Below are 22671 nucleotides of genomic sequence, written 5' to 3' on the forward strand. Positions count from 1 at the left end.
TTTTTCCATACAAAAACTCCTCTTAAATCATTTTACAGAACACATGGTGAGGTCAAAAGCCGTTTTGTGCAAGCACAACGGCTTTGACTTTGGAAATTTAATATCGCTCCATGTATTTCATATATCTCACAACCATAAGTGCAATCTTAAAGGTAATCGCATCATCAAAGACCCTGAGGTCAAGTCCCGTACTCTTCTGCAGCTTATCAAGTCTGTACACAAGGGTATTTCTGTGTATGAAAAGCTGTCTTGAAGTCTCGGAAACATTCAGGTTATTCTCAAAGAATTTATCAATCGTAGCCAGAGTCTCCTGGTCAAATCCATCAGGATTTTTTCCACCGAATATCTCACGGATGAACATTTTGCAAAGCGGAATCGGGAGCTGATAAATAAGTCTGCCGATGCCAAGCTCCCCATAGCTTATAACCTTGCGCTCATCAAAGAAAATCCTTCCTACATCAAGTGCCATCTTAGCCTCTTTGTAAGAACGGCTGACTTCCTTAATCTCACCGACAACTGTACCGATTGCTATATGAACCCCTGTTATACCCTGTGATTCCAAATGCTCCTGGAGCTCAATCGCAGATTTGGAAATATCCTCATTCTTAGAGTATTCAGAAACATCCTTCACAACAATAACATTATCCTCGTCAACCTCTGTCACGAAGTCTCCGCCGTTACCTGTTATGTGGGTTCTTACGAGCTCAAGGACATTGTTTTCTCTAACCTTTTCAGCTGCGATAATCATGGTAACCCGCTTGGAATCTGCAGGAATATGCAGTTTCTTCGCTCTACTATATATATCCACCAAAAGCAGGTTGTCAAGAAGCAGGTTCTTGATAAAGTTATCCTTATCAAAGCGCTCTTTATAAGCGACAAGCAGTCCCTGTATCTGATAAGCAATCATCTTACCAATCGTATAGGTACTCTCACCACTTCCGGCAGCAATCAGAATATACTCCAGCTGTTGTTCATCATACACCTTGAAAAACTGGTGTCCCTGAACTTCCTGTGAATCTGCAGGCGATCTGACAAAGTCCCTTACAGACTCTCCCATGTTAGCAAAATCCGGTCTTGTGGCAGCAACCTCATTGCCATCCACATCCAGCACACATAAATCAACATGGGCAATGCCTTTCAGCCCATCTATGGTATTTTGAAGGATTTGATTTGAAATCATAGATAATCTCCCACGATTATATTTTCATTGTTCTTCTCTCATTCTACTCGATAAATGCATAAAAATCCACAAATTTTATCTATTTTTTTGTTAATTTTCCATAATAAAAATTTCAGGACACTTATCCGATATAAGATACAGAAAAGTAGATGCGTATTCCATGCGCAAAAGGAGGTGCCTATGGACATACCCGAATTATCAATGGCATTATCAGCAAGTAAGGTTCAATCGGACTGGGGAACAGCTATGCTCTCCAAAAATCTTGATGCACTTAAGGAAGCCGGAAATACCATTGAAGATATGTTGGATGTGTCCGCCCTCGAAAGGAGTGTAACCCCCGAACTGGGTGGCACAATCGACGTTAGGTTATAATTGTTTAACCGGACGGTAGCCCCATATGTATATGTAGTTGTTTCAGTCTCGTTACGATGGACGTACAATCGGCTGAAAAACCACATATACATATGGGGCTACCTGTTTGTTTATACCTCATTCCAGTGCCTTCCCCCTTCCAGGGGGAAGGTGGCACGAAGTGCCGGATGAGGGTAATAATTCTCATATTTTTCTTATTTCATTCTCAAGAATCTCAATCTTACCCTCTTTTAAAAGATGTCCCACGGCGCGTTTGAATTCATTCTTACTCATGGACATTTCTTCACGGATGCGCTCAGGCGAAGCCTTGTCCGTGAAAGATAAAACACCACCGTTTTTATCCATTTTATCAAGAATAACCTGTGCATCGGTATCTATCTGAAGGTATGCCTTCTCCCTGACACTTAATGTCAGCTTCCCGTCTTCACGAACGTCCACCACTCTCGCTGTTATTTCATCGCCGATCTTAATATCTCCGTACAGTTCTTTTTTGGGGATAAGTGCAGAAAAGATATCATCAACTGCCACGAATACTCCAAAATTGCTGCTGGTCTCGTAAACCGTTCCGCGGACTCTGTCCTCTTTGTGATAAGGGCTGTCTGTGCGAAGGAACTCATAAACATTCATTGTCACGGCAAGCCTTCCGGACTTATCCACATAAAGAGCACACAGTACAGTTTCTCCCTTTTTCACCTTGCGAGTCTGCTCTCTGAAGGGCAAAAGCACATCCTTTTCAAGTCCCCAGTCCATGAAAGCACCTATCTTACCCACATCATTTACGGTAAGCATATTTACCTGTCCAAGCATAAGCTTGGGCGTTCTTGTTGTTGCTATAAGCCTATCATCAGAATCCTTATATAAGAATACCGAGAGCTTATCTCCAAGCTTCGCATCCTCCGGCACCTGCTTCTTAGGCAAAAGGACCTTGTCGTCGCTTCCTTCCTTCTCTGCAAGGTAAACACCGAAATCCACCTGCTTTATAATTATCAGTTCCTGTTTTTCTCCAATTCTTAACATTTTTCTATCCTTTTTATTTCTACTATTGAATATGGTTTTCCGTTTGTATCATTTAAAAATGCCGTATAAACTCCATCCTTAATATAAACAACCGGGCTGATTACGTCACCAAGATGCGCCTGCTGCCTGTATTCCGCCCTGAGCTGAATCCCATCCCTGCTTTCAGCGAGAGTTCTTAAATCCTCAAGTTCTTCTCGCTTAGCAACTGCATCAAATGCCTGCAGAGCAATTCTAATGTACTGTCCGTTGTTAACATGATGATTGGAATCAAGATGGTGCATCCCGACCTTTTTGCTATCTGCCTCATAAATCTCGGAAGTATCCGGCATCGCAATCTTCCTAGCCTCGTAATTCATGGGTAGCTTTTCATCAAGAGGATAAGTCGCAACAACCGCATCATCTATTCTGTAAGGACTTCCCTCTTTTATATTTATCAGCGACCACACCGAATTTGCAAGCGAGAGTCTCTCGCCATCTTCGGTATCCATAAAAAAGTTACGCATCCCAATGAATCCTTTTAACTCATAGGGCAGTGTTCCGATTGTAACCTTTTCGCCAAGATGCGGCAACCTTTTTACAACTACCTGCCAGCTGTTTATCACCCAGGCAAGTCCTCTTTCCTCCATATACTCAATGGTTGCAGGTCCCTCCTGCGTCTGAAAGGTTGAACAGTCCTGAAAATAATCAATCAGCGATTCGAGGGTCAGGTACTGTTCCAAATCAGTTTCAGTATATCTAATTCTTGAATTAAACGTATACATGTAAAATCTCCGCCAGTAGTTCTATCTATGTAATATCCCTCTTTTTTTCATAATCATAACACAAATTGCAACTGTTAGCGGCATCAGCATGGTAATCCCGTACTCATATCTGAAATCCACCACAGGTGCTGCTATGAGAAGTGTCAAAATAAGTGCCGCCTGCAAAATAACAAAAGGTAAATATCCCCTGTCTTTTTTTATCACCACAAAAAGCGCAAAGCATACCATCCAGGTATAAGCGCCCGCACACCACAGCATACCGTAAAGAGGAACAAAGCTTCCAAGCTTAATAAGTATCTCTTTCCCCTTTACAACAGCCTTTCCGCCAATGAGCGGAGTAGGGATAAGGCCATAGTCATTGCCCATTATTCCATCGATATTTCCCACTTCATAAGGAATATCAGGATACACATATCCGCCCTCTAAGTCAAACCATGCCTTTAAATATTGAACAGGATACTTAAGACCAGTCCGGATCCATAATCCAAGATATTCCCCCTTATTATTCTCTATAACCTCAGGATGTCCAGCCCTTACCAGTTCTTTCATGTTATCTGCAAAATCAGGAGCATACAGCTCGTGGATATAGGTAGTATCTATAACAGCTTCAATCTTCTCCATATCCTGCACCGGGATATCTTTATCCTCTACAAGCACGTGGGCAACCTGCTGAATCGGAAGCGACAGCGACTCTGTAAAATCCGGCTGTATTATCCCTGCGCCATTCATCACAGGTCCCTTGACAATAGCAGTAATCAGCACCGCACCGCCTACAGCCATCAGAACTTTTACCATATCCCGTCTGAATGCCCATACCATAAAGGGTGCACAGAGCAGGAAAGCATACCATCCGTTTGATCTGAAAAGAGATAGAAATACTGACAGTATCATCAAAAGTACATAATCACACAAACCGGCCTTCTCTTTCCTTATCATTTCACAGAGCCTGCATCCCATCAGCATTACAACCCCGGCGAAAGGAACATCCTTCCATATTGTCACGGCAAACACTGCATTAAAGGGAACCAGTGCAAAAAACACAAGAGAAAGAATAAACCATTTACCCCCTTTAAGGGTTCTCTTTACCTGAACGACCGTCCTTCCACAACATAAAGCCAAAAACACCATCTGCGCAATTGTGTAAAAGCTGATAGCTCTGTTCACATCCCCTGTAAACTTCATTCCTATATTGTAGAAAAAACCGATCGTAAGCGTATGTATTACAGGATGATGATTGGACAAAGGATTAACACCTATAATCTGCTCATACTGCACTATGGAATCTGCGGTCATTATTCCGGGGTATTCATATAAAAAATAGGGAAACCAGCACAAAAAGCAAATTAGCGCAAAGAAAAGCATCACCCCACAGTCTTTTAGAGTAAACCCGCATTCTTTTTCCTCTTCTTCCCCGGGCCTTAATTCTGAGAAAATATCGCCTTTTACTGCAGCATTACCCAAATCATTTTTCCCGTGAACAAGGCTTATCAGAAACAGAATCACCCTGAAGGCAACAAGCGACACTCCTGCAAAAATAATAACCATTCCCATAAGCTTAAAGAGCGCGCTGTCGAAAGCTGATACTGCCTTTTTCCCACATAAAAATGTAATGGCAGCAGACAAAAAAACAGAAATCAGAGCCATTACCAGGAAGGCTCTTTTACTGTGTCCACCCCCTGCTTTTTCTCCCATTAAAAAGAAAACCGCAAAGAAAATCAGTGTCAGCGGATTTCTGACTGTCATTCCAAAAAGAAGCTGCACCCCCCATGTACACATAAAAGCCACAAGAGCGTTCTTCAATTCTTTTGCATTAAATACATACATATCTGATATAATCCTTTTAGAATATTAGCGGAGGAAGCACATAATCTCATGGAAAAAGCAGTTCCCTCAACAAACAGTATAAAAATATACGAGCTTATTTACTATATTTATTTTCTTGTTCTTTTCGGAGCCAGAGCAGTCGGACTTTACGACGGACAAAAGATTTATAATGTATGTCTGGTCCTTGGAGTACTCGCCTTTGGAATTAAGGTTCTGTCAACAAGACACACCCTGGCGGAATACCTTGCCATCGCATCCTTTTTATCAATCGGTGCCCTGACTTATCTGTGCTCAGGTGAAAAAGGGCTTCTTCTTTATTTCACCATGATGCTTGGAATGAAAAGCATAAACAAAAAGAAGGTCATGCGCCTTGGACTTTGTATTCTTAGTGCAGCATATTTTATTTTATACCTGCTCTCCGTTACAGGTCTGATAACCGAGCTAAACCACATAAACAGGCGAACAGGCTATGGGTATCTCTTACGGCATTCCCTTGGATACCCCTACCCCAACACCGCACATACTACTCTGCTTATCCTTGTGATCCTTTTTTTCTTTCTGTACGAAGCCTCTGATCTCAAGGCACTCCTGAAAGCAGAAATAATCGCCATGCTTTTAAACCTGTATGTCTATCTCTACACAGTCAGTCTTACAGGTCTGCTTTCAATTACAATTTATCTTGCAATTAATTTCTATTTACATGCAAGAACAGACAGATCAAAACCTGAAAACGCTTTGTTGCACATTCTCTTTCCTGCTATTGTAATCTTTTCAATCGTCGGCCCCATTCTTGCGAAGGGAAGTCTTTTTACAATACTCAATAAGCTCCTTCACAAGCGCTACGAATATGCTCTTTATTTTCTTACCAACGAAAAGATTACCTTATTCGGATCATATTTTAAAAAGCCTCCGACCAATTGGTATATGCTTGATAATTCCTTTCTGTATCTGTTTTTACAGCTAGGAGTCGTGCCCTTTGCATTCGTCTGCATTATATACCTTCTTTGGATAAGGAATCTTATTTCTGAAAACAAAATCAGAGAACTGGCTGTAATCATTACCTTTTGCTTTATAGGAATGAGTGATCCTTTTTTATTCAACCTAAGCTATAAGAACCTGACCTTCATTTTCCTTGGACAATGGCTGTACAACACTTTGGAAAAGCAGTCGGAAAAATATCCCGAATTTCTCTCAAAGGAATTTCTAATACTCCCTTTCGGTGAAAAAGAGATAACCTGCTCTCCTGTAATACCCGAAAAAATCAGGAATTTCTTTTCAGGTACTTTTTGCGAAATCGCATCTCATGCAATCAGGTACACCCTTATCTTTGTGGTTGTCTGTATGCTTGGCTCATTTGTATATGAAAAAGCTACCTCAGAGCCGCAGATTCTTTATGTAAATACAAAGATTGCGGATCCGTATTTCAAACACAAGAACATCGAGATGACCCAGGCAGATGTAGATGCCGCCATTGCAGAGGGAAACCTCGTTGAGGGATACAGTCCCGAAGATCCCACCATGTATGTCTTCAAGAAAAAGGCTCCGCATATGGAATACATACGGAGCATTGTTTCCTGTGGATTATGGGCAGGCCTTTTATCAGTTTTACTTATTTCAATTCTCAGAGCTAAAGGCAAAAGATGATATCTCTTTTACGTACTCATCATAGTCTCTTATATACTCGCTTGCATCATAGTGCTCACTGGCAAGTACCAGGAGTACTGAATCCGGACTAAAATCATACATTTCCTTCCAAACCATGTTTGGAAGGTAGATTCCGGTATTCGGTCTGTTAAGGCAAAAGATGGCTTCATTTCCTGCTCCATCCATCACCTTGACCTTACTTGTTCCGGCAACATTTATCAATACAAATTCTGTCTTTTTATTTGCGTGCTTACCACGTACAACAGTAGCATCACTTCCATAAATGTAGAAAGCTCTTCTTATCTCAAAAGGGATGTCTATCCCGCCTTCAACTACAACAAGCTGCCCCCTCTCATCACCCATATCTTTAAATTCGATCATCTTTACACGATCCATGTGATTTAACATAGTTATACTCCTATACGTAAATAATTGTACGAAACTTAATACTTTTTTAATTGAAAGACTTCGTCTGTGAGTCTACAATTGATATATAGTATATATAGAACCAAGACTCGAAAATGCAAGCATTTTCTCATTTTTGGCTTTCGCCAAATATAAATATGCAAAAATACATATACACAAGCAAGCTTGATATATGTATTTTTACATATTTATGCTTGGTTCTATATAAAAATATCAAAGATGGGGGGTTTGTGCAATTTTAGCACAAATAAGGCTATGAACTTTTTTAAAAAATGCATCAACCAGAAATGGTTCCCATATACTGTCGCATCGTGTACTGCAGTTGTTGTTTATCTTGGTCTATCAAATATCAACCTGCTCTTCCAAGGAATCGGTGTCCTCGGAAAATATTTTGCCCCGGTTATTACCGGACTGATACTGGCATATGTAGTTCATCCACTGGTTTCTTTCTTCGAAAGAACAGTATTATCTGATATAAAACAGGCAGCAATAAAAAGATCGCTGGCTATACTGCTATCCTTTATGACCATTATACTTTTTATAGTAGTACTTATGATTGCGCTTATTCCTCAGCTTGTTGACAGTATATCAACCTTTGTTTATAACCTGAATGATTACGCTTTGTCACTGGAGTCACTCCTTAACAACTTCAGCGCTACAGCAGGCAATTACCACATAGATTTATCCGGTATCACAAGCAGGATCAATACCTTCCTTTCACAGTTTGCACAAACTCTTCCTGCTGCAGTATCTCAGATAATCAATGTATCAGCAGGTATCGGTAAGGGATTCTTCAATTTCATACTTGGCTCAATCCTCGCCATATATTTTCTGGCAGGTAAGGAAAAGCTGCAGTACGGAACAACAAGACTTATGAAGCTTTTTATCCCCTCTGCCATGTATGAGAGAGCAAGTATATTTTGGAGCACCTGCAATGATATCCTCAAACGCTACATAGCCGGAGATATTCTTGATGGCTTACTTGTCGGCGTGATCAACTGGATCTTTATGCTCATTACCGGGATGTCATATTCCGTACTTATTTCGCTCTTTGTAGCCGTGACAAACCTTGCTCCTACCTTTGGTCCCATCGTAGGCGCCATTATCGGAGCATTTATACTTGTGCTTGTTAATCCGATCCACGCACTTATTTTCCTTATCTTCACCATTGTCTTACAGACGCTGGACGGATATGTAATAAAGCCTAAGTTATTCGGTAACACTTTAGGTGTTTCTTCTGTTTGGATACTTGTAACCCTGGTAGTTGGCGGAAGAATGTTTGGAATTGCAGGAATCATGCTCGCCATACCTTTTGCAGCTATCTTCAATTTTACATATCAGGATTGGATTCAGAAAAAAGAAGCTGCCCGTGCTTCACATAATGAACCACCCGAAGAGGAACAGACATGAATGTAGAGGAGTACACATATCAGGAACTGAAGCATATGTTGGATTACATGAAGCGAATGTACGATACTGTTCGCATTGTAGATCCCGTTGAGTGCCGCGAGATTTCAGTAGATACTTCCGGTGAGCTTCACTACGAGAAAGAATGTCACGCAGCTTGGAATGCAGCAGCAAGATGCTCAAACTGCTGTAGTTATCGTGCGGTTATGAGCGGACAGCGCCAGACAAAAGACGAGGTGTTTGAAGGTCATCGTTTTCTCGTCCAATCGATTCCTATTAAGCTGATACTTCCGGACAGAAATAACTTTTCATGTGTAATGGAACTTATAAGCATTGACGACAAGGAAGGGGAACCGGCCGAAGCTGCTCCTGCAGTATCCTATAGCGTGGACGGACGTCAAATGTCTCAGGGCAGCACTGAGGCTGACTATCTTGCAACCCACGACTTACTCACAAGACTCTATAACCTTGACGGATTAAGCCGCGAAATAAGACGTCTGTTAGTTGACGATCCCGATGTGGACCGTGTTCTTATAACCGGTGATATACGTCACTTCCGCACGCTCAATGAGCGCTACGGTCAAAAGCGAGGCAATGAAGTCCTTATCGCCATAGCAGATATGCTAAGAAAAAGCTGCGGTCCCGATACCGTTTATGGCCGTACCCATGCTGACCATTTTGTCCTCTGTATGCCCGAGAGCCGCTTTGATGAGGGCATTTTTATGGATGCCATTGAAGAAATCGGCAAGATTATCGACACTGAGAACTATCATCTGTATTTCCATATGGGTGTATACAGAATTGACGATCCCGATATTCCGGTAACCCTTATGATTGAAAGAGCAGACCTTGCCCTGCAAACCTTGCATGAGCGCAGGGAAAACGTGCTAACCTTCTATACAAATAAACTATTAAAACAGGCTGAAAGCGAAATAGAATTTCTAAATACCTTTAAGGAAAACCTCGAGGATGGACAATTCCATATCTATCTGCAGCCGGTATTTGACGCTGAAATAAACATAACAGGGGCAGAAGCCCTCACCAGATGGATAAAGCCCGATGGAACTGTTGTATCCTCCGACAAATATATTCACATTCTTGAAAAATCTGAACATATAGCAGATCTCGACATCATGAACTGGGAAAACGTAATGAAACAGCTCAGCTCATGGCAAAACACAGCCCGAGATCACCTGGTAATATCAGTAAACGTATCGCCTAAGGATCTGTTCTACATGGACGCTCTAAAAAAGGTCAAGGAGCTTGTACAGAAATATAATATTGATGCTGATAAACTTATTTTGGAATTCTCAGAGATAGATCTGATGAATGATACCGAAGGCAAGCTTGCCATCATAGACCGATTCAAACAGGCAGGCTTCAGAGTTGCCATCGACAATTTCGGTGAAGGAAACCTCTCTTTACATATGCTAAAGGAGCTTCATACAGACTATGTAAAATTTGATAAATCCTTTATTGCGGGTATATCCGATGACAGAACCAGAATAGTCCTGGAGGCATCTCTTAAGCTGGTTCAAAAGCTCGGCATGAAGGTTGTTGCAGAAGGGATTGAGACTGAAGAGCAATTTGCTTTCCTGAAATCCATAGGTTGCGACAGATTCCAGGGCTACTATTTCTCACATGCTATTTCTATTCAGGACTTTGAGGAAAAATATTAGATAATAAAAAATACGGGTCCCATGCAGTTGTATATTCAGGGAACTCGTATTTTTTTACCTCAATGATATGCGCGCAACATCGTAGACAATAGACGGGATATGCTGATACATCATGAAAAGCATATGTACTGTGATCGGAACATATATGTTTCTGGTGCAGAAAAATGCGATGGCGTAAGGAAACGATAACACCATAGCTTCTACAATCCCCAATGGAAGATATGCATAGCTAAGTCCGCATAGAACGACACCCAAAACAAATGTCAAAAGAGCACAGGTTGCGGAATCAAAACACATAATTGCTTTTCTGAAAAACAGTTCTTCTGAAACAGGACAAAGGAATAAAATCGTAACAGCATAAAGAAGTTCACCAATATAGCTATTCTCCCAGGTGATTCCATACGTCCCGTCAAGAATCCCGATAAAATTAGCCTGAATCAGGTTCATTTTAACCATATAGGCTATCTGCGCTCCTACAATCGTAAACGCAACAGGAATCCAAAACTTTTTAAGACTCTTAAAATTGCGCGAATACTCTTTAAAGGAAAAGTCCCTGGCAAAATATACAGCAAGAACCAGATAGAACACAAAGAATATATACAAAGTCTTAAAAGGCTTTATTATACAAAATGCTATAAATAATGCTTCCCATACAATAGGGAATGCAAGATTCTTAATTTGAGATTTCACAACGCACCTCTAAGCTTGATTCATCTATATATCAACTAATTATAGCACAACAGTCATTATATTTTATATTAGTATATAACATTATAGTAAAAAAATACTCCTCAGAACTATTTCTGAGGAGTATTAGCTGGGCTAGTAGGATTCGAACCTACGGAGTGACGGAGTCAGAGTCCGTTGCCTTACCGCTTGGCGATAGCCCATCGACAAGATTGTATTATACGGATGTTTTTTAGAAATTGCAAGCACTTTTTTAAAATTTTTATAATTTTATTTTGCAGTTTCCATAAATTGTATTTTTATACATCGTTTTTAGGAATTTATTCAAAAAAGGTGTTTGAATTTTGTATACGCTTGTATTATTATAATCCAAACGAGGACGTTTAAAAAAGCGCCCTCGTTTTTTATTTGTTTTTTAAAAAGGAAAGGAATTCTGATATGTTACGTGAAGCCAAATATGTCAATGCTGTCTATAAAAGTGGAAGTTTCTCCAAGGCTGCTGCCAGTATGTTTATTTCGCAGCCATCACTAAGCGCCACTATAAGGCGCCTTGAAAATGAACTTGGGACCACTTTATTCGATCGTTCAACCAATCCCATCACTCTGACTGATGCCGGCAGACAGTATATTTTGTATGCAGAAAAGTACATGGCACTTGAAAATGAAGCACAGAATTATTTTGAAAGCCTTAAAAATTCTGATCAGGGCCACCTTAATTTCACAACTACAAGCTTCTATTGCTGTTATTCACTCCCAATATATCTAAATCCATTCCGTTCTCAATATCCGCACATAAATATTAACCTTAGCGAAAACACCATAAGCGAGGAAATGATAAAGTCCCTCAGGCTTGGTCATACTGACTTCGCACTAAGCAGCAACCCTGCAGGCTTTGAAGAATTCAAAAAACTTTTTTTCCTAAAGGAGCAGCTCATCCTTGCAATCCCGGGCTCATGGGAAATAAACGAAACTCTTAAGGAATTTCAGCTCTCCTTTGAGGATATTCTTGATGGCAGGCAGCGCAGCTATACCTGTCCACGGGTTTCTCTTGAGTATTTTAAGGACCTCCCCTTTTTATCCCTTAGAGAAGGGAATGATCTATACTCCAGAAGCTTAGAACTCTTCGACCACGTGGGAAGTGTGCCAAAAGTTTATATGTATCTTGATCAGATACCTACGGCCTACCACCTTGTATCCTACGGCTATGGTTTCACACTTATAAGGGACACAACACTTCATGTAGTTCCCCAGCCCTCTGAAAACGATAAAAACCAGGTCGTATTCTATAAAATAGACGACGACCTGGCTATAAGAAATATTAATTTTTATTATCAGAATTCCCTTACCATAACGCCTGCACAGGAAGCATTCATAAAGTACACCCGGTACCACTGTGGTCGCGGGGAGTAATCCTTATTACTCAGCTTTTTTTCTTGTATACCTGGGAATGATATAACCGCTTGTGTTATATGTATATTCATACTCTGTGTTTACCAGTGTTACCGATGAAGGCTGATAGAGAGGACAGATGATTGCCTGCTCTTCCATGATTTCTTCCATTCGCATCTGAGCTGCAAGTCTCTCTGCTTCCTTATCCTTTGTAGCCAGCTCGCCGATTACCTTGTTGTACAGCTCCATATACTCATCATCGTGGAATCTCTCATAGTTAAGTCCTGAGCCGTCAATCCACATATCAAGGAATGTAGATGCATCCTGATAGTCACCATACCATCTTGTGATACCGAAATCATAATCGCCATTTCCCATATCCTGGAGTCTCTGGTTATATGAGGTACTTCTTAGGGTAATCACCATACCGGGGAGCTTCTCCTGAAGCTCAGACTGAATATCTGCTGCAATAGCCGCAAGGTTACTGTCATCGTTGTACAAAAATTCCAATTCAAACGTATCTGTTCCAAGTTCACTCTTTGCTGCTTCAAAATACTCAGCTGCCTTATCGGGATCGTACTCATTGAATGTAGGATTGCCTGCATAATCTCTGTAATAGGTTCCGTCAGAGGTAGCTGCAAAGCTTGCGGGAATAATATAATCCGCTGCCACCGACTGATCACAGAGAATGCTGTCTACAATAGGCTCCTTGTTGATTGCAGTACTGATAGCAAGTCTTAAGTTCTGATTGGAAAGGTACTTGTTTTCTGTATTAAAGGCTATAAAGAACAGTCCGCCAAGAAGCTGAACCTGCATTGATTCGTCACCTTTATACTTTGCAATATAGTCACCCGTGAGGGTCACACTGTCAAGCTCTCCGCTTTCCCAAGCCAGTATTTTCTGCTGTGCATCTGTTAAAAGTGAATAATGTATTGTTGATACCTCAATATCGTCTGCAGCGTAATAATCAGGATTTTTGGAAAGTGTATAGGTTGTTCCGCCTACTTCCCACTCGGTCATTACAAACGGTCCACAGTAGATTGAGTTCTCTTTATCAAGCATGAACTGGTCTCCTGCTTCCTCAGCAAACTTCTGATTTACCGGCATGAAATACGTACCTGATGCCAAAATAGAATCAAAATAGGATTTAGCCGCCGTAAGCTTTACAACAAAGGTGCTCTCATCAGGAGCGCTTATTCCCAGATCATCAGTAGTAAAGCCATCTGCTCCGCTTATTACCTCCTGTGCATTCTCGACTCCTGCCGTAACCAGCATATAAGAATATACGCAGCCCATATCGGGATCTGCCAGACGCTTCCAGCTATATACAAAGTCGTTTGCGGTTACCTTATCTCCGTTTGACCAATACGCATCATCCCTGATATGGAAGGTATAGGTCAGACCGTCTTCACTTATATCCACCTTATCAGCAAGACCATATGATATCCTGCCGTCCTTGTCGTACTTATAAAGACCCTCGTTTGTGTTACTGATCATACTCATGGATGTTGCTGAGTAGTTAAGATTGGGGTCAAGGGAATTCAGTTCTTCCGTAAGCGCATACTTAAGGTTAATTCCCTCTGCAGCCGATGCTGTTGTTCCTCCGACTCCGCTTGAGGATTTTGCCCCCGCGCTGCCACAGCCTGTCACACTGATTGTCACAGACATTGCCATCGTCAGTGCCGTCATCATTCCAATAGTCTTTTTCAATAGATCTTTTTTCATAAGCCTCTCCTCTCTCCGCTGTTAAACTGCCATCCAGCGGGCAACCTCCTCGTCAGTTCCAAGTACCATATGATTCTCCGACAGAAAATGATTTGTTCCTGCGGAATAATCTACTTTCTCCTTAGCCTTATCGTATGTGATAAGCTTCTTTGTGGGTTCCGTCAGTGGATTCGGTTCCGGAATCGCCGACAGAAGTGATTTTGTATAGGGATGTACCGGATGTTCAAAAATCTCCTCCTTTGTCCCCATCTCAACGAAATGCCCCAAATGAATAACTCCGATATAATCAGATATATACTTAACCATTGCGAGATCATGTGCTATGAAAAGATAGGTAAGTCCTCTTTCCTTCTGCAGATCCTTCATAATATTTACAACCTGTGCCTGAATTGATACATCCAATGCACTTATACACTCATCTGCGATAATCAGTTCCGGCTCCATGATCATGGCTCTGGCAATTCCTATTCTCTGCCTCTGTCCACCCGAAAACATATGCGGATATCGGCCTGCCTGCTCGTGGTTAAGTCCGACTCTCTCAAGCATTGCAAAGACTTTCTCCTCTCTCTCCTTGCGGTTCTTATACAGATGATTGGAATCAAGCCCCTCTGCAACAATATCAATTACCTTTTTCCTGGGGTTAAGACTTGCCATGGGATCCTGAAAAATCATCTGCATCTTACTTGTGAGATACTTTTTCTTTTCAGCTGTCATTTTTCCGGATACCTCTTTGCCTCCAAGAATCACTTCACCGTCAGTGGGATCATAGAGCCTGATGATCGCACGTCCTATGGTTGATTTACCGCTGCCAGATTCTCCTACAAGACCGAAAGTAGAGCCCTTCTTAATTTTAAAGGAGACATCATCAACAGCCTTCACAGTAGTCTTTCCGCTTTTAAAATACTGCTTTAAATTCTTTACTTCCAAAAGAGTGTTGTTTTCCATAATAGTCTCCTTTCTCAGCTTGCCACGGAGCTCTCTCTGATATCTTCTGCTGATGATTTATCCAGCATTACCATGATTCTCTCCTGCAACTCCTCAGGTATTTCCACAATAGGCGCCTGAGGATTTTCAAGCCACGACCTCACCATGTGAGATTCCGAAATCTGATATTCCGGTGGCTCTTCCTCATAATCGATGTTAAGAGCATATCTGTTACGAGGTGCAAACGCATCACCAACGATTTTCTTAAGCAGGTTAGGCGGTGTACCGGGAATGGCATACAGCCTGTCCGATGTTGTATCCAGTGTAGGAAGTGCCAGAAGTAGTCCCCATGTATATGGATGCCTCGGCTTTAAATAAATTTCCTCCGCTGTACCTCTCTCAACAATTTTTCCTGCATACATTACACAGACATAATCTGCAACCTTTGCAACCACACCAAGATCATGGGTGATGAAAATAACGGATATTCCGCGCTTTTCCTGCATAGTCTTTATAAGATCCAGTATCTTTGCCTGTATTGTCACATCCAGAGCCGTTGTGGGCTCATCACAGATAAGAATGTCCGGATTACAGGAAAGAGCTATCGCTATGACTATTCTCTGTCTCATACCACCGGAGAGCTGATGTGGATAGTTTTCCATGCAAAGTGTGGGGTTGGGAATTCCTACTTCATCCAGAAGCTCTATTCCTCTCTTCCAGGCGTCCTTTTTACTCATCTTAAGATGCCTTATCATACCTTCCGTAAGCTGATCTCCTATGGATAATAGCGGATTAAGTGCTGTCATGGGATCCTGGAAAATCATGGCGATTCTCTGTCCATTGAACCTTGCTATCTTATCTCTTTTTGAAAACTTCAGAAGATCAACTGTTTTTTTCTTACCCTTTTCTGAAAAGGTATAAAGAATCTCCCCGTCATTTATTTTCTGATTGGAACTTTCTATTCCCATAACTGATTTAACGGTTATGGATTTTCCGCTTCCCGATTCTCCAACAATTGCTACGGTCTCGCCCTTATGCAGTGTAAAGCTCACTCCGCGAATAGCATTCAGATTTCCCGCTGAAGTCCGAAAAGATATGGAAAGATTTTTAACTTCAAGAATTGGTTCTCCATAATTAATTTCTTTCATAACTGCCTCCTCCCTGGATGCCGGATAATTAGGTCACACCCTCTTCTGCTTAGGATCAAGAGCATCTCTGAGCCCATCTCCTATAAGATTGAGTGAAAGCATCAGTAGCGCAAAGAATACTGCAGGTATAGCCAACTGATACGGATAACTCAGCATGTGGTTATAGCCGTCATTTATGAGACTTCCAAGTGATGCCTGCGGTGCAGGAATTCCAAGTCCTATGAACGACAGGAAGGATTCCATGAAAATCGCATTAGGTACAGACATCATAGCCATTACGATAACCGAGCTTAAGAGATTAGGAAAAATCTCTCTGAAAAGGATGGTAACAGTTCCTGTTCCAAGTGTTCTTGATGCCATAATGTGCTCACTCTGTTTAAGTCTTAGTGTATTTGCTCTTACCAGTCTGCTCATTCCCGTCCATCCGGAAATTGTCATCGAAATAATGATGGATGTAAGACCGGGATTTAAGACAACGACCAGAAGTGAAACAACGACCAGTGACGGAATACCGTTAATAATTTCTATCACCCTCATCATGGCTGTATCTACCTTGCCGCCATAGTAGCCTGCAATAAGACCATATCCAACTCCTATAAGAATATCCAGAACAGCACTGATTGCTGCAATAATGAGTGAAATTCTTGTTCCCTGACAGAACCTTGTAAACAGGTCTCTTCCAAGATTATCTGTTCCAAACCAGTGATAAACCTTACTATTTCCCGTAAACTCGTAGATATTCACTCCACTTACGGTTCCATCAAATATTCCGAACCTTTCAAAGGCGGAAATTCTTGGCGGAAGGTTTTGCTCTTCCACGCTTACTTCATCATATGTATAGGAAGTCATCATTGGTCCAAACACCGCCAGGATAATCATGAAGGTAAGAAATATAGTTCCAAGCACCGCTCCTTTATTCTGTGCAAAAATATGAAGCGATTCCTTCCAGGATGCCTGAACTGCATAAGCATCATCCCTGTATATTCCGTCTTTGTTTGCAAATGCATATCTTTGTAATTCAGCATGTGCTACCATATCAATCACCTCCTGCCAGGCGTATTCTGGGATCGATGAGTCCGTACAGTATATCGATAACCAGTAGTGTTACTATGTACATTGCACTGAAGATAAACGCCAGTGTAATAACAACGTTATAATCATTTGTTTCAATCGCTGTTATGAAAAGTGAGCCGATTCCCGGTATTGCAAAAATCTGTTCAGCCACCGTAGAACCTGTCATCATTCCCATAAGCATCGGTCCCATAACCGTAACCAGCGGAACCATTGCATTTTTAAGACCATGTATTCCAACTACTCTCCATCTCGGCATTCCCTTTGTTTCAGCAAGCTGAATATACTCAGAATCCATAACCTCTATCATTTCATTTCTTGTAAATCTCGCCGTCATGGCCATTGGTGCAATCGATAAGGCAAGTGTAGGAAGAATTGATGATAAGAACGGATGCTCTGATGAATAGGTAAGTGGGAAAAGTCCCGCCTTATATGCCAGGAAGTAAACCAATCCAAGTGCTACAACATATGAAGGTATGCTTGATCCCAGCATGGAGAATACTGTAGTACCTGTATCAAGAGCTCCATTATGGTGAAGTGCTGCTACGATTCCAAGAATAAGTCCAAACACAACTCCCACCACAAATGCCTGTACACCGATCCTTATGGTTATTGGAAATCTGGTTGACAGAAGACTCGCCACCGGATAATTCTGCTGAATGTTATAGGAAACACCGAAATTTCCTGTAAGCATGTTCTTTATATAAATCACTATCTGAACAGGAACAGGCTTATCCAATCCATATTTCTCATACAAAACCTGCAGCTGTGTTTCTGTCAGTCTCTCGTTATTAAAAGGTGAACCAGGCATTAACTGGAGCAGGAAGAAAAGAATGATTATGATAACCAGTGTTGTTCCCACCGCCATCAATGCTCTTTTTAAAATATACTTAGTCATACGGCTCCTCCCCTTTCTTATGCATTTTTTGAAAATGTGAAGAGGTTACTCTCTGATGGTGCTTCAGGATAAACTACATTTTTTCCGAATCTTGAAACCAGATAATCCTTTATAACCTGCACACATTTGTCCTCTCCGACTCTTGCCATATTAAAGGTCATGTCGTAGTTAACGGGATTTGTCCAATAATTACCGTTTGTGTAATACTCGTAGTACTTAGCCCTGTATTTATCTGTCTTTTCAATAAGCTTTGCAGCTTCCTCTTCGTCGACATGCATTCTTTTGGTGATTCTCTCGAGACAGTAACTTCTTGGAGCTTCTACGTAAAAGGAAACTACATTGTCATAATTTTTCAGAACAAAGTCAGCGCACTTACCAATAATAATGCAGGATTCCGTATCTGCCAGGTTCCTTATAATATCGCACTGAGCTCTGTATATCTCCTCGTCTGACTCAAATTTCTTCTGGACCGCCTTGGGTTCTGTTGTTCGCGGAAGCTTTCTGAGGAGAGCATTTATGGAGCCTTTTCTTAGCTTTTCATCAATCTCAATAAGCTCTGCTGTCTCCTTGCCGGTCATCTTGGAAGCAAGTGCCAGGATGGTATTTTCATAGCAGCTGATCCCCAACTCATCTGCAAGCCTCATACCAAGTGCCTTTCCTCCGGAACCGAATCCCCTGGCTATGGTAATCACATAATTTTTTTTCATACTCCTCACCTCTCTTTACGTGAGCTTTATGCGGTGGCTTTAAGGCTATGCATTATTTCCGCAAGATACAGGATGAATCTCTCGCAATCCTCCATATATGAAACCGAGACTCTGTTCATCCCAGCCTGTGCAGATATAAAAATTCCTTTTTCCATCATCCTGTACTGAACTTCCAGCGGATCCACATGAGCATCAAAGAAAATGAAATTGGTCTGTGAATCATATACTTCGCATCCTAATGCTTTCATCTCCTGTGCCAGATATTCACGTCCTCTTCTGACCTGTTCATGAACATATGCTCCATGCTCCTTATCCATGATGGCTGCTGCAGCTGCTGCCTGTGAAGTTTTGGATACACCAAACTGTGTACCGCATTTTGCAAGCCAGGAACTGATTTCAGGCTGAGCCAGTGAATATCCGACTCTTACACCTGCCATACCGTAGAATTTTGAAAAAGTCTTAAGACATACAATTGGCTTTTCAGGCATTTCCTTCATCACTTCAACTATGCTTTGACAATCGGAAGCCTCTGCAAACTCAATGTATGCTTCGTCATAAACCTGAATCACATCATCCGGACACTCTGAAGCAAACTGTCTAAGCTCATCAATACCAAGATATGTTCCTGTAGGATTATTGGGATTACATATGTAAATCATCTTGGTCTTGGAGGATATCTCCATCAGCATTCTGGTGAGGTCATATTTGAGATCATCCTTAAGAGGAATTACCTTTACAGAAGCCCCGTGCATCTGTGCCGTATCTATGATTGCGGGGAATGTAGGCATACACAGAATAAGCTCATCCCCGGGATCCAAAAAAGCTGTTCCCATGGCATCGATCATTGCGCTTGATCCGCAGCCCGTTATCACATAATCGGTAGTAAGTCCAAAGGTCTTTGCTATGGCTTCCTTTAATTCCTTCTGTGTCCAGTCCGCATAAAGGTTAGAGGTTGCACTCGCCTCGCTGATTGCTTCAAGTGCCTTGGGTGACATTCCAAATACATTTTCGTTAAGTCCCATGTGTCTTAACTTGGCAAAATCGATATTCCCCATCTTTCTGCTGGCACGCAGTGTCTCAGGTTTTTCTCTAAGGGCCTTACATAATAAATTCTTAACTTCTGCAGTATTCATACGCTCCTCCTTCTTCAACTTGAACTATTTCCCCTCATCCGTCAGCTTCGCTGACACCTTCCCCCAATGGGGGAAGGCTAAGTTGTTTTTCTACACCCCTGAGTAAGGTATTTATGTAATTACACTTGTGAAATGCATTTATGCAACTACACTTGTAGGATGACCTTCCTTCCAGTTAAGGAAGTTTTCTCCTGCTATCATGATGCTTCTTATCTTTGCCTCTATCGGCATCCATGCAATATGCTCTGTAATTCTCGTGTTCTGACACTTCATAAGCTCGCAGGGTTCTGTGAGAGGCTCTCCTGCTACTACATCAAGCCCTGCAGCGTATATCTTTCCGCTATCAAGTGCTTCCTTTAATGCCGCTTCATCAATGATTGCTCCTCTTGCTGTATTTATGAGGATCACCCCATCCTTCATTTTTGAGATGGCCTTTGCATCAATCAGATTCTTTGTCTCCGGAGTGAGCGGACAATGGATTGAAATGACATCACTCCTTTCCAGTACCTCATCAAGGCTAACCTGCTCGATTCCTTCATATTCAGGACCGGTCTTCTTATGTCTGCTGTTTGCTACAACCTTCATCCCGAATCCCTTAGCCATCTTTGCCGCGCATAGACCTATATTTCCAAGTCCCACAACGCCAAAGGTCTTATTATAGAGTTCAATCTGTCTTGTGAACTGTCTTTTTCCTTCATTACCGGGCTCCCATTGTGTCACTCTGTAGAAATAATCGTTCTTACTTATGTTGTGACAGATATCCATCAGTAGTGCCCAGGCGTATTCAGCTATTGTTGTGTCCCCATACACTGTATTTGTAACTGTACAATGATATTTATGACACGCTTCCTCATCTATCTGCCCGAATCCATGAGCAAGAGTTGAAACATACTTTAGTCTGGGATGCTCCGAAAGGAGTTTTTCCGATATCATTCCATCCTGTATCCACGCTCCTATAACTGCATCGTAATCAGAAACAGTTTTATCAAAGTCTCTCAGCTTCATGAAATCAATCCAGTCAACTTCGTCCGAAGGATCAAGCCTGTCAATAAGGGATTTTTCCCATAACCTCTCGAAAAATGCTTCATCAAAACCCGGTCCGTAGGTTGATTCCATAGATCTTTGTTTTACAATTGCTATTTTCATAACATTCCTCCTGTCAGATGTTTTATGATGCTGCAGCTGTTTTCTTATTTGGCATTTCTGAAACCCTGGCCTTAACAACTGCCTTTGTCTCCCATTTATGTCCATGAAACCTGATTGTGTTCATAACTGCTCTGAAGGCCCAGTCTATTGTCATCGCTATCCACACTCCCAGGACTCCCATTCCAAGCCCTTTTGCGATTATGTATGCAAAACCTATTCTGAATACCCACATTGATACGATGCTAGTGGTCATTGTATACTTCGCATCCCCTGCACTTCGAAGCACGCTTGCGATCGTAAATGACAGCGGCCAGATGGCCATGCAACAGATGCTGTGGTATCTGATGAGCTGTACCGCATAATGTGTTCCAAGGTCTGTAAGGTTATACATACCTGCGATATTTCTTGCTATCAGGAAAAGCACTATATTCAGTGTTATCAAAAATGCGTAGGTTACTTTCAAAAGCTTTTTTACATATCCTCTTGCCAGGTCATATCTCCCTGCTCCTACGCACTGTCCTACTACTGTTACAAGTGCAAGTCCCATCGCCGAGCCCGGAATGTCTGCCAGCATTTCCACTGTATTGGCGCAGGCATTTGCGGCAATTGCAGCTGTTCCAAAACTGGATATAAGAGATTGTGTAAGGAGTTTTCCAACCTGGAACATACTGTTTTCCATTGCCTGCGGTACTCCGATTGATAAAACCTTTTTCAACATCGAAGGATGCCATCCAAATCTGAAGTACTTGTCTATATGAACCGGAAGTGTTGGCTTCCTTATCATTGTCATAATTACTGTCGCTGCAACTGCTCTTGATACGAGAGTCGCATATGCTACACCGGAAACCTGCATTCCCATTTTGAATACCAGGATGTAGTTCAGTGTAATGTTGATGCCATTCATTATCGCTGACATTATCATTGAGATATGTGCGTTATTCATTACTCTGAAAAGTGCCGCCCCTGCGTTATAAGTGGCAAGAAACGGAAACGAACAGGCCACTATGTAAAAGTAAGTAACAGCATTTTTCATAACCAGCTCATCAACATTTCCGTATATAAGTCCCAACACCTGTCTGTTAAAGAGTAGTGCCACTGCTGTGAGTACCCCTGAAATAAGGATACAGATAAGCATCTGCTGGTTAGCTCCTTCACAGGCCTTTTTCTCATCTCCCGCTCCTATAAGCTGTGCTACAACAACCGATCCGCCGGAAGCCATTGCTGCGAAGGCCATTATCAGAAGTACACATATTGAATTTACAAGTGATATTCCTGAGACAGCTTCTTCACCGGCTCCCGATACCATGATCATGTCAGCCATACCTACTGTTACTGCCAGGAGCTGTTCTATAACCATTGGGATGATCAGCTTCATTAGTTTTTCTCTGCTAAACATTTATCTGCTCTCCTCCCTGTCATTTTTTCTTATTAAACGAAAACAGGCGCCGGAATTATTTATTTCCGACGCCTTTGTCTTTGCTATGGGTGTATTATATTGGCATCTGTTTTATAAGACAAATACCTGTTGATTTA

General features: G+C 41.7%; 20 protein-coding genes and 1 tRNA gene. 5 read left to right on the forward strand and 16 right to left on the reverse strand.

Annotated elements, in window-relative coordinates:
- Positions 1 to 97: 97 nt before the first annotated feature.
- Positions 98 to 1180, reverse strand: a complete 1083-nt coding sequence (locus G602_RS0102190) for a PucR family transcriptional regulator (protein WP_026657451.1) — start codon at positions 1178 to 1180, stop codon at positions 98 to 100.
- Positions 1181 to 1360: 180 nt separating this feature from the next.
- On the opposite strand from G602_RS0102190, the gene G602_RS30840 reads away from it, so the two are divergent.
- A complete protein-coding gene (locus tag G602_RS30840; protein WP_026657452.1) occupies positions 1361 to 1552 on the forward strand; it encodes a YjfB family protein in 192 nt (63 codons plus the stop codon).
- A gap of 183 nt (positions 1553 to 1735) precedes the next feature.
- Here G602_RS30840 and G602_RS0102200 read toward each other — a convergent pair whose 3' ends face one another.
- Genes G602_RS0102200 through G602_RS0102210 form a run of 3 tightly spaced genes read right to left on the reverse strand, consistent with a single transcriptional unit; the run spans position 1736 to position 5154 of the window.
- On the reverse strand, positions 1736 to 2569 hold the full coding sequence (locus G602_RS0102200; RefSeq protein ID WP_026657453.1) for a CvfB family protein: 834 nt from the start codon (positions 2567 to 2569) through the stop codon (positions 1736 to 1738).
- Positions 2563 to 3330, reverse strand: a complete 768-nt coding sequence (locus G602_RS0102205; protein ID WP_026657455.1) for an acyl-[acyl-carrier-protein] thioesterase — start codon at positions 3328 to 3330, stop codon at positions 2563 to 2565. The genes G602_RS0102200 and G602_RS0102205 overlap by 7 nt, the downstream gene beginning before the upstream one ends.
- A gap of 21 nt (positions 3331 to 3351) precedes the next feature.
- Positions 3352 to 5154: a DUF6020 family protein gene (locus tag G602_RS0102210; RefSeq protein ID WP_026657456.1), complete on the reverse strand. Its 1803-nt coding sequence runs from the start codon at positions 5152 to 5154 to the stop codon at positions 3352 to 3354.
- A gap of 48 nt (positions 5155 to 5202) precedes the next feature.
- On the opposite strand from G602_RS0102210, the gene G602_RS0102215 reads away from it, so the two are divergent.
- Positions 5203 to 6798, forward strand: coding sequence for a hypothetical protein (locus G602_RS0102215; RefSeq protein WP_026657457.1), 1596 nt, complete (start codon positions 5203 to 5205; stop codon positions 6796 to 6798).
- Here the strand turns inward: G602_RS0102215 and G602_RS0102220 are convergent.
- Positions 6769 to 7206 (reverse strand): sugar 3,4-ketoisomerase, encoded by a 438-nt coding sequence (locus G602_RS0102220; protein ID WP_242835475.1) that lies wholly within the window; start codon positions 7204 to 7206, stop codon positions 6769 to 6771. The genes G602_RS0102215 and G602_RS0102220 overlap by 30 nt on opposite strands.
- A 273-nt stretch (positions 7207 to 7479) precedes the next feature.
- Here G602_RS0102220 and G602_RS24830 point away from each other — a divergent pair, with 273 nt between their 5' ends.
- Both G602_RS24830 and G602_RS0102230 read left to right on the forward strand, forming a co-directional pair.
- The gene (locus tag G602_RS24830; RefSeq protein ID WP_044930837.1) at positions 7480 to 8634 is read left to right on the forward strand and encodes an AI-2E family transporter; all 1155 of its coding nucleotides are present in this window, start codon (positions 7480 to 7482) and stop codon (positions 8632 to 8634) included.
- Positions 8631 to 10310, forward strand: coding sequence for a bifunctional diguanylate cyclase/phosphodiesterase (locus G602_RS0102230; protein ID WP_026657459.1), 1680 nt, complete (start codon positions 8631 to 8633; stop codon positions 10308 to 10310). Before G602_RS24830 ends, G602_RS0102230 begins: the two co-directional genes overlap by 4 nt.
- Before the next feature lie 54 nt (positions 10311 to 10364).
- Here G602_RS0102230 and G602_RS0102235 read toward each other — a convergent pair whose 3' ends face one another.
- Together G602_RS0102235 and G602_RS0102240 are read right to left on the reverse strand one after the other, a co-directional pair.
- A complete protein-coding gene (locus G602_RS0102235) occupies positions 10365 to 11000 on the reverse strand; it encodes a CPBP family intramembrane glutamic endopeptidase (RefSeq protein ID WP_026657460.1) in 636 nt (211 codons plus the stop codon).
- Positions 11001 to 11127: 127 nt separating this feature from the next.
- Positions 11128 to 11200, reverse strand: a tRNA-Gln gene (locus G602_RS0102240).
- 235 nt (positions 11201 to 11435) lie between these two features.
- Between G602_RS0102240 and G602_RS0102245 the strand changes: the two genes are divergently transcribed.
- Positions 11436 to 12407 carry a LysR family transcriptional regulator gene (locus G602_RS0102245; RefSeq protein ID WP_026657462.1) on the forward strand — a complete coding sequence of 324 codons (972 nt, stop codon included), beginning with the start codon at positions 11436 to 11438 and terminating at the stop codon, positions 12405 to 12407.
- Between the two features lie 6 nt (positions 12408 to 12413).
- Here the strand turns inward: G602_RS0102245 and G602_RS0102250 are convergent, their stop codons facing one another.
- From G602_RS0102250 to G602_RS0102290, 9 genes are all read right to left on the reverse strand, one after another.
- Positions 12414 to 14111, reverse strand: coding sequence for a peptide ABC transporter substrate-binding protein (locus tag G602_RS0102250; RefSeq protein ID WP_026657463.1), 1698 nt, complete (start codon positions 14109 to 14111; stop codon positions 12414 to 12416).
- Positions 14112 to 14132: 21 nt separating this feature from the next.
- Positions 14133 to 15056 carry an ABC transporter ATP-binding protein gene (locus G602_RS0102255; RefSeq protein WP_026657464.1) on the reverse strand — a complete coding sequence of 308 codons (924 nt, stop codon included), beginning with the start codon at positions 15054 to 15056 and terminating at the stop codon, positions 14133 to 14135.
- A gap of 14 nt (positions 15057 to 15070) precedes the next feature.
- Positions 15071 to 16183 (reverse strand): ABC transporter ATP-binding protein, encoded by a 1113-nt coding sequence (locus G602_RS0102260; protein ID WP_026657465.1) that lies wholly within the window; start codon positions 16181 to 16183, stop codon positions 15071 to 15073.
- Between the two features lie 33 nt (positions 16184 to 16216).
- On the reverse strand, positions 16217 to 17218 hold the full coding sequence (locus G602_RS0102265; RefSeq protein WP_044930838.1) for an ABC transporter permease: 1002 nt from the start codon (positions 17216 to 17218) through the stop codon (positions 16217 to 16219).
- A 1-nt stretch (position 17219) separates the two neighbouring features.
- Entirely contained in the window at positions 17220 to 18152 is a 933-nt protein-coding gene (locus G602_RS0102270) for an ABC transporter permease (RefSeq protein WP_026657467.1), read from the reverse strand.
- A gap of 17 nt (positions 18153 to 18169) precedes the next feature.
- Positions 18170 to 18859, reverse strand: a complete 690-nt coding sequence (locus tag G602_RS24835; RefSeq protein WP_044930840.1) for a cytidylate kinase-like family protein — start codon at positions 18857 to 18859, stop codon at positions 18170 to 18172.
- Between the two features lie 26 nt (positions 18860 to 18885).
- Entirely contained in the window at positions 18886 to 19992 is a 1107-nt protein-coding gene (locus G602_RS0102280) for a pyridoxal phosphate-dependent aminotransferase (protein WP_026657468.1), read from the reverse strand.
- A gap of 138 nt (positions 19993 to 20130) precedes the next feature.
- Complete coding sequence (locus G602_RS24840) at positions 20131 to 21138, reverse strand: 2-hydroxyacid dehydrogenase (RefSeq protein ID WP_049945007.1); 1008 nt, start codon at positions 21136 to 21138, stop codon at positions 20131 to 20133.
- 22 nt (positions 21139 to 21160) lie between these two features.
- On the reverse strand, positions 21161 to 22534 hold the full coding sequence (locus G602_RS0102290) for an MATE family efflux transporter (RefSeq protein ID WP_026657470.1): 1374 nt from the start codon (positions 22532 to 22534) through the stop codon (positions 21161 to 21163).
- Positions 22535 to 22671 lie beyond the last annotated feature (137 nt).

This window comes from Butyrivibrio sp. AC2005 (genome assembly GCF_000424145.1).
Taxonomy (GTDB): Bacteria; Bacillota; Clostridia; order Lachnospirales; family Lachnospiraceae; genus Butyrivibrio.

Coding starts and splice junctions, on each gene's coding strand:
- G602_RS0102190 (WP_026657451.1), bottom strand. CDS start 1,180: ATGATTTCAAATCAAATCCTTCAAAATACCATAGATGGGCTGAAAGGC.
- G602_RS30840 (WP_026657452.1), top strand. CDS start 1,361: ATGGACATACCCGAATTATCAATGGCATTATCAGCAAGTAAGGTTCAA.
- G602_RS0102200 (WP_026657453.1), bottom strand. CDS start 2,569: ATGTTAAGAATTGGAGAAAAACAGGAACTGATAATTATAAAGCAGGTG.
- G602_RS0102205 (WP_026657455.1), bottom strand. CDS start 3,330: ATGTATACGTTTAATTCAAGAATTAGATATACTGAAACTGATTTGGAA.
- G602_RS0102210 (WP_026657456.1), bottom strand. CDS start 5,154: ATGTATGTATTTAATGCAAAAGAATTGAAGAACGCTCTTGTGGCTTTT.
- G602_RS0102215 (WP_026657457.1), top strand. CDS start 5,203: ATGGAAAAAGCAGTTCCCTCAACAAACAGTATAAAAATATACGAGCTT.
- G602_RS0102220 (WP_242835475.1), bottom strand. CDS start 7,206: ATGTTAAATCACATGGATCGTGTAAAGATGATCGAATTTAAAGATATG.
- G602_RS24830 (WP_044930837.1), top strand. CDS start 7,480: ATGAACTTTTTTAAAAAATGCATCAACCAGAAATGGTTCCCATATACT.
- G602_RS0102230 (WP_026657459.1), top strand. CDS start 8,631: ATGAATGTAGAGGAGTACACATATCAGGAACTGAAGCATATGTTGGAT.
- G602_RS0102245 (WP_026657462.1), top strand. CDS start 11,436: ATGTTACGTGAAGCCAAATATGTCAATGCTGTCTATAAAAGTGGAAGT.
- G602_RS0102250 (WP_026657463.1), bottom strand. CDS start 14,111: ATGAAAAAAGATCTATTGAAAAAGACTATTGGAATGATGACGGCACTG.
- G602_RS0102255 (WP_026657464.1), bottom strand. CDS start 15,056: ATGGAAAACAACACTCTTTTGGAAGTAAAGAATTTAAAGCAGTATTTT.
- G602_RS0102260 (WP_026657465.1), bottom strand. CDS start 16,183: ATGAAAGAAATTAATTATGGAGAACCAATTCTTGAAGTTAAAAATCTT.
- G602_RS0102265 (WP_044930838.1), bottom strand. CDS start 17,218: ATGGTAGCACATGCTGAATTACAAAGATATGCATTTGCAAACAAAGAC.
- G602_RS0102270 (WP_026657467.1), bottom strand. CDS start 18,152: ATGACTAAGTATATTTTAAAAAGAGCATTGATGGCGGTGGGAACAACA.
- G602_RS24835 (WP_044930840.1), bottom strand. CDS start 18,859: ATGAAAAAAAATTATGTGATTACCATAGCCAGGGGATTCGGTTCCGGA.
- G602_RS0102280 (WP_026657468.1), bottom strand. CDS start 19,992: ATGAATACTGCAGAAGTTAAGAATTTATTATGTAAGGCCCTTAGAGAA.
- G602_RS24840 (WP_049945007.1), bottom strand. CDS start 21,138: ATGAAAATAGCAATTGTAAAACAAAGATCTATGGAATCAACCTACGGA.
- G602_RS0102290 (WP_026657470.1), bottom strand. CDS start 22,534: ATGTTTAGCAGAGAAAAACTAATGAAGCTGATCATCCCAATGGTTATA.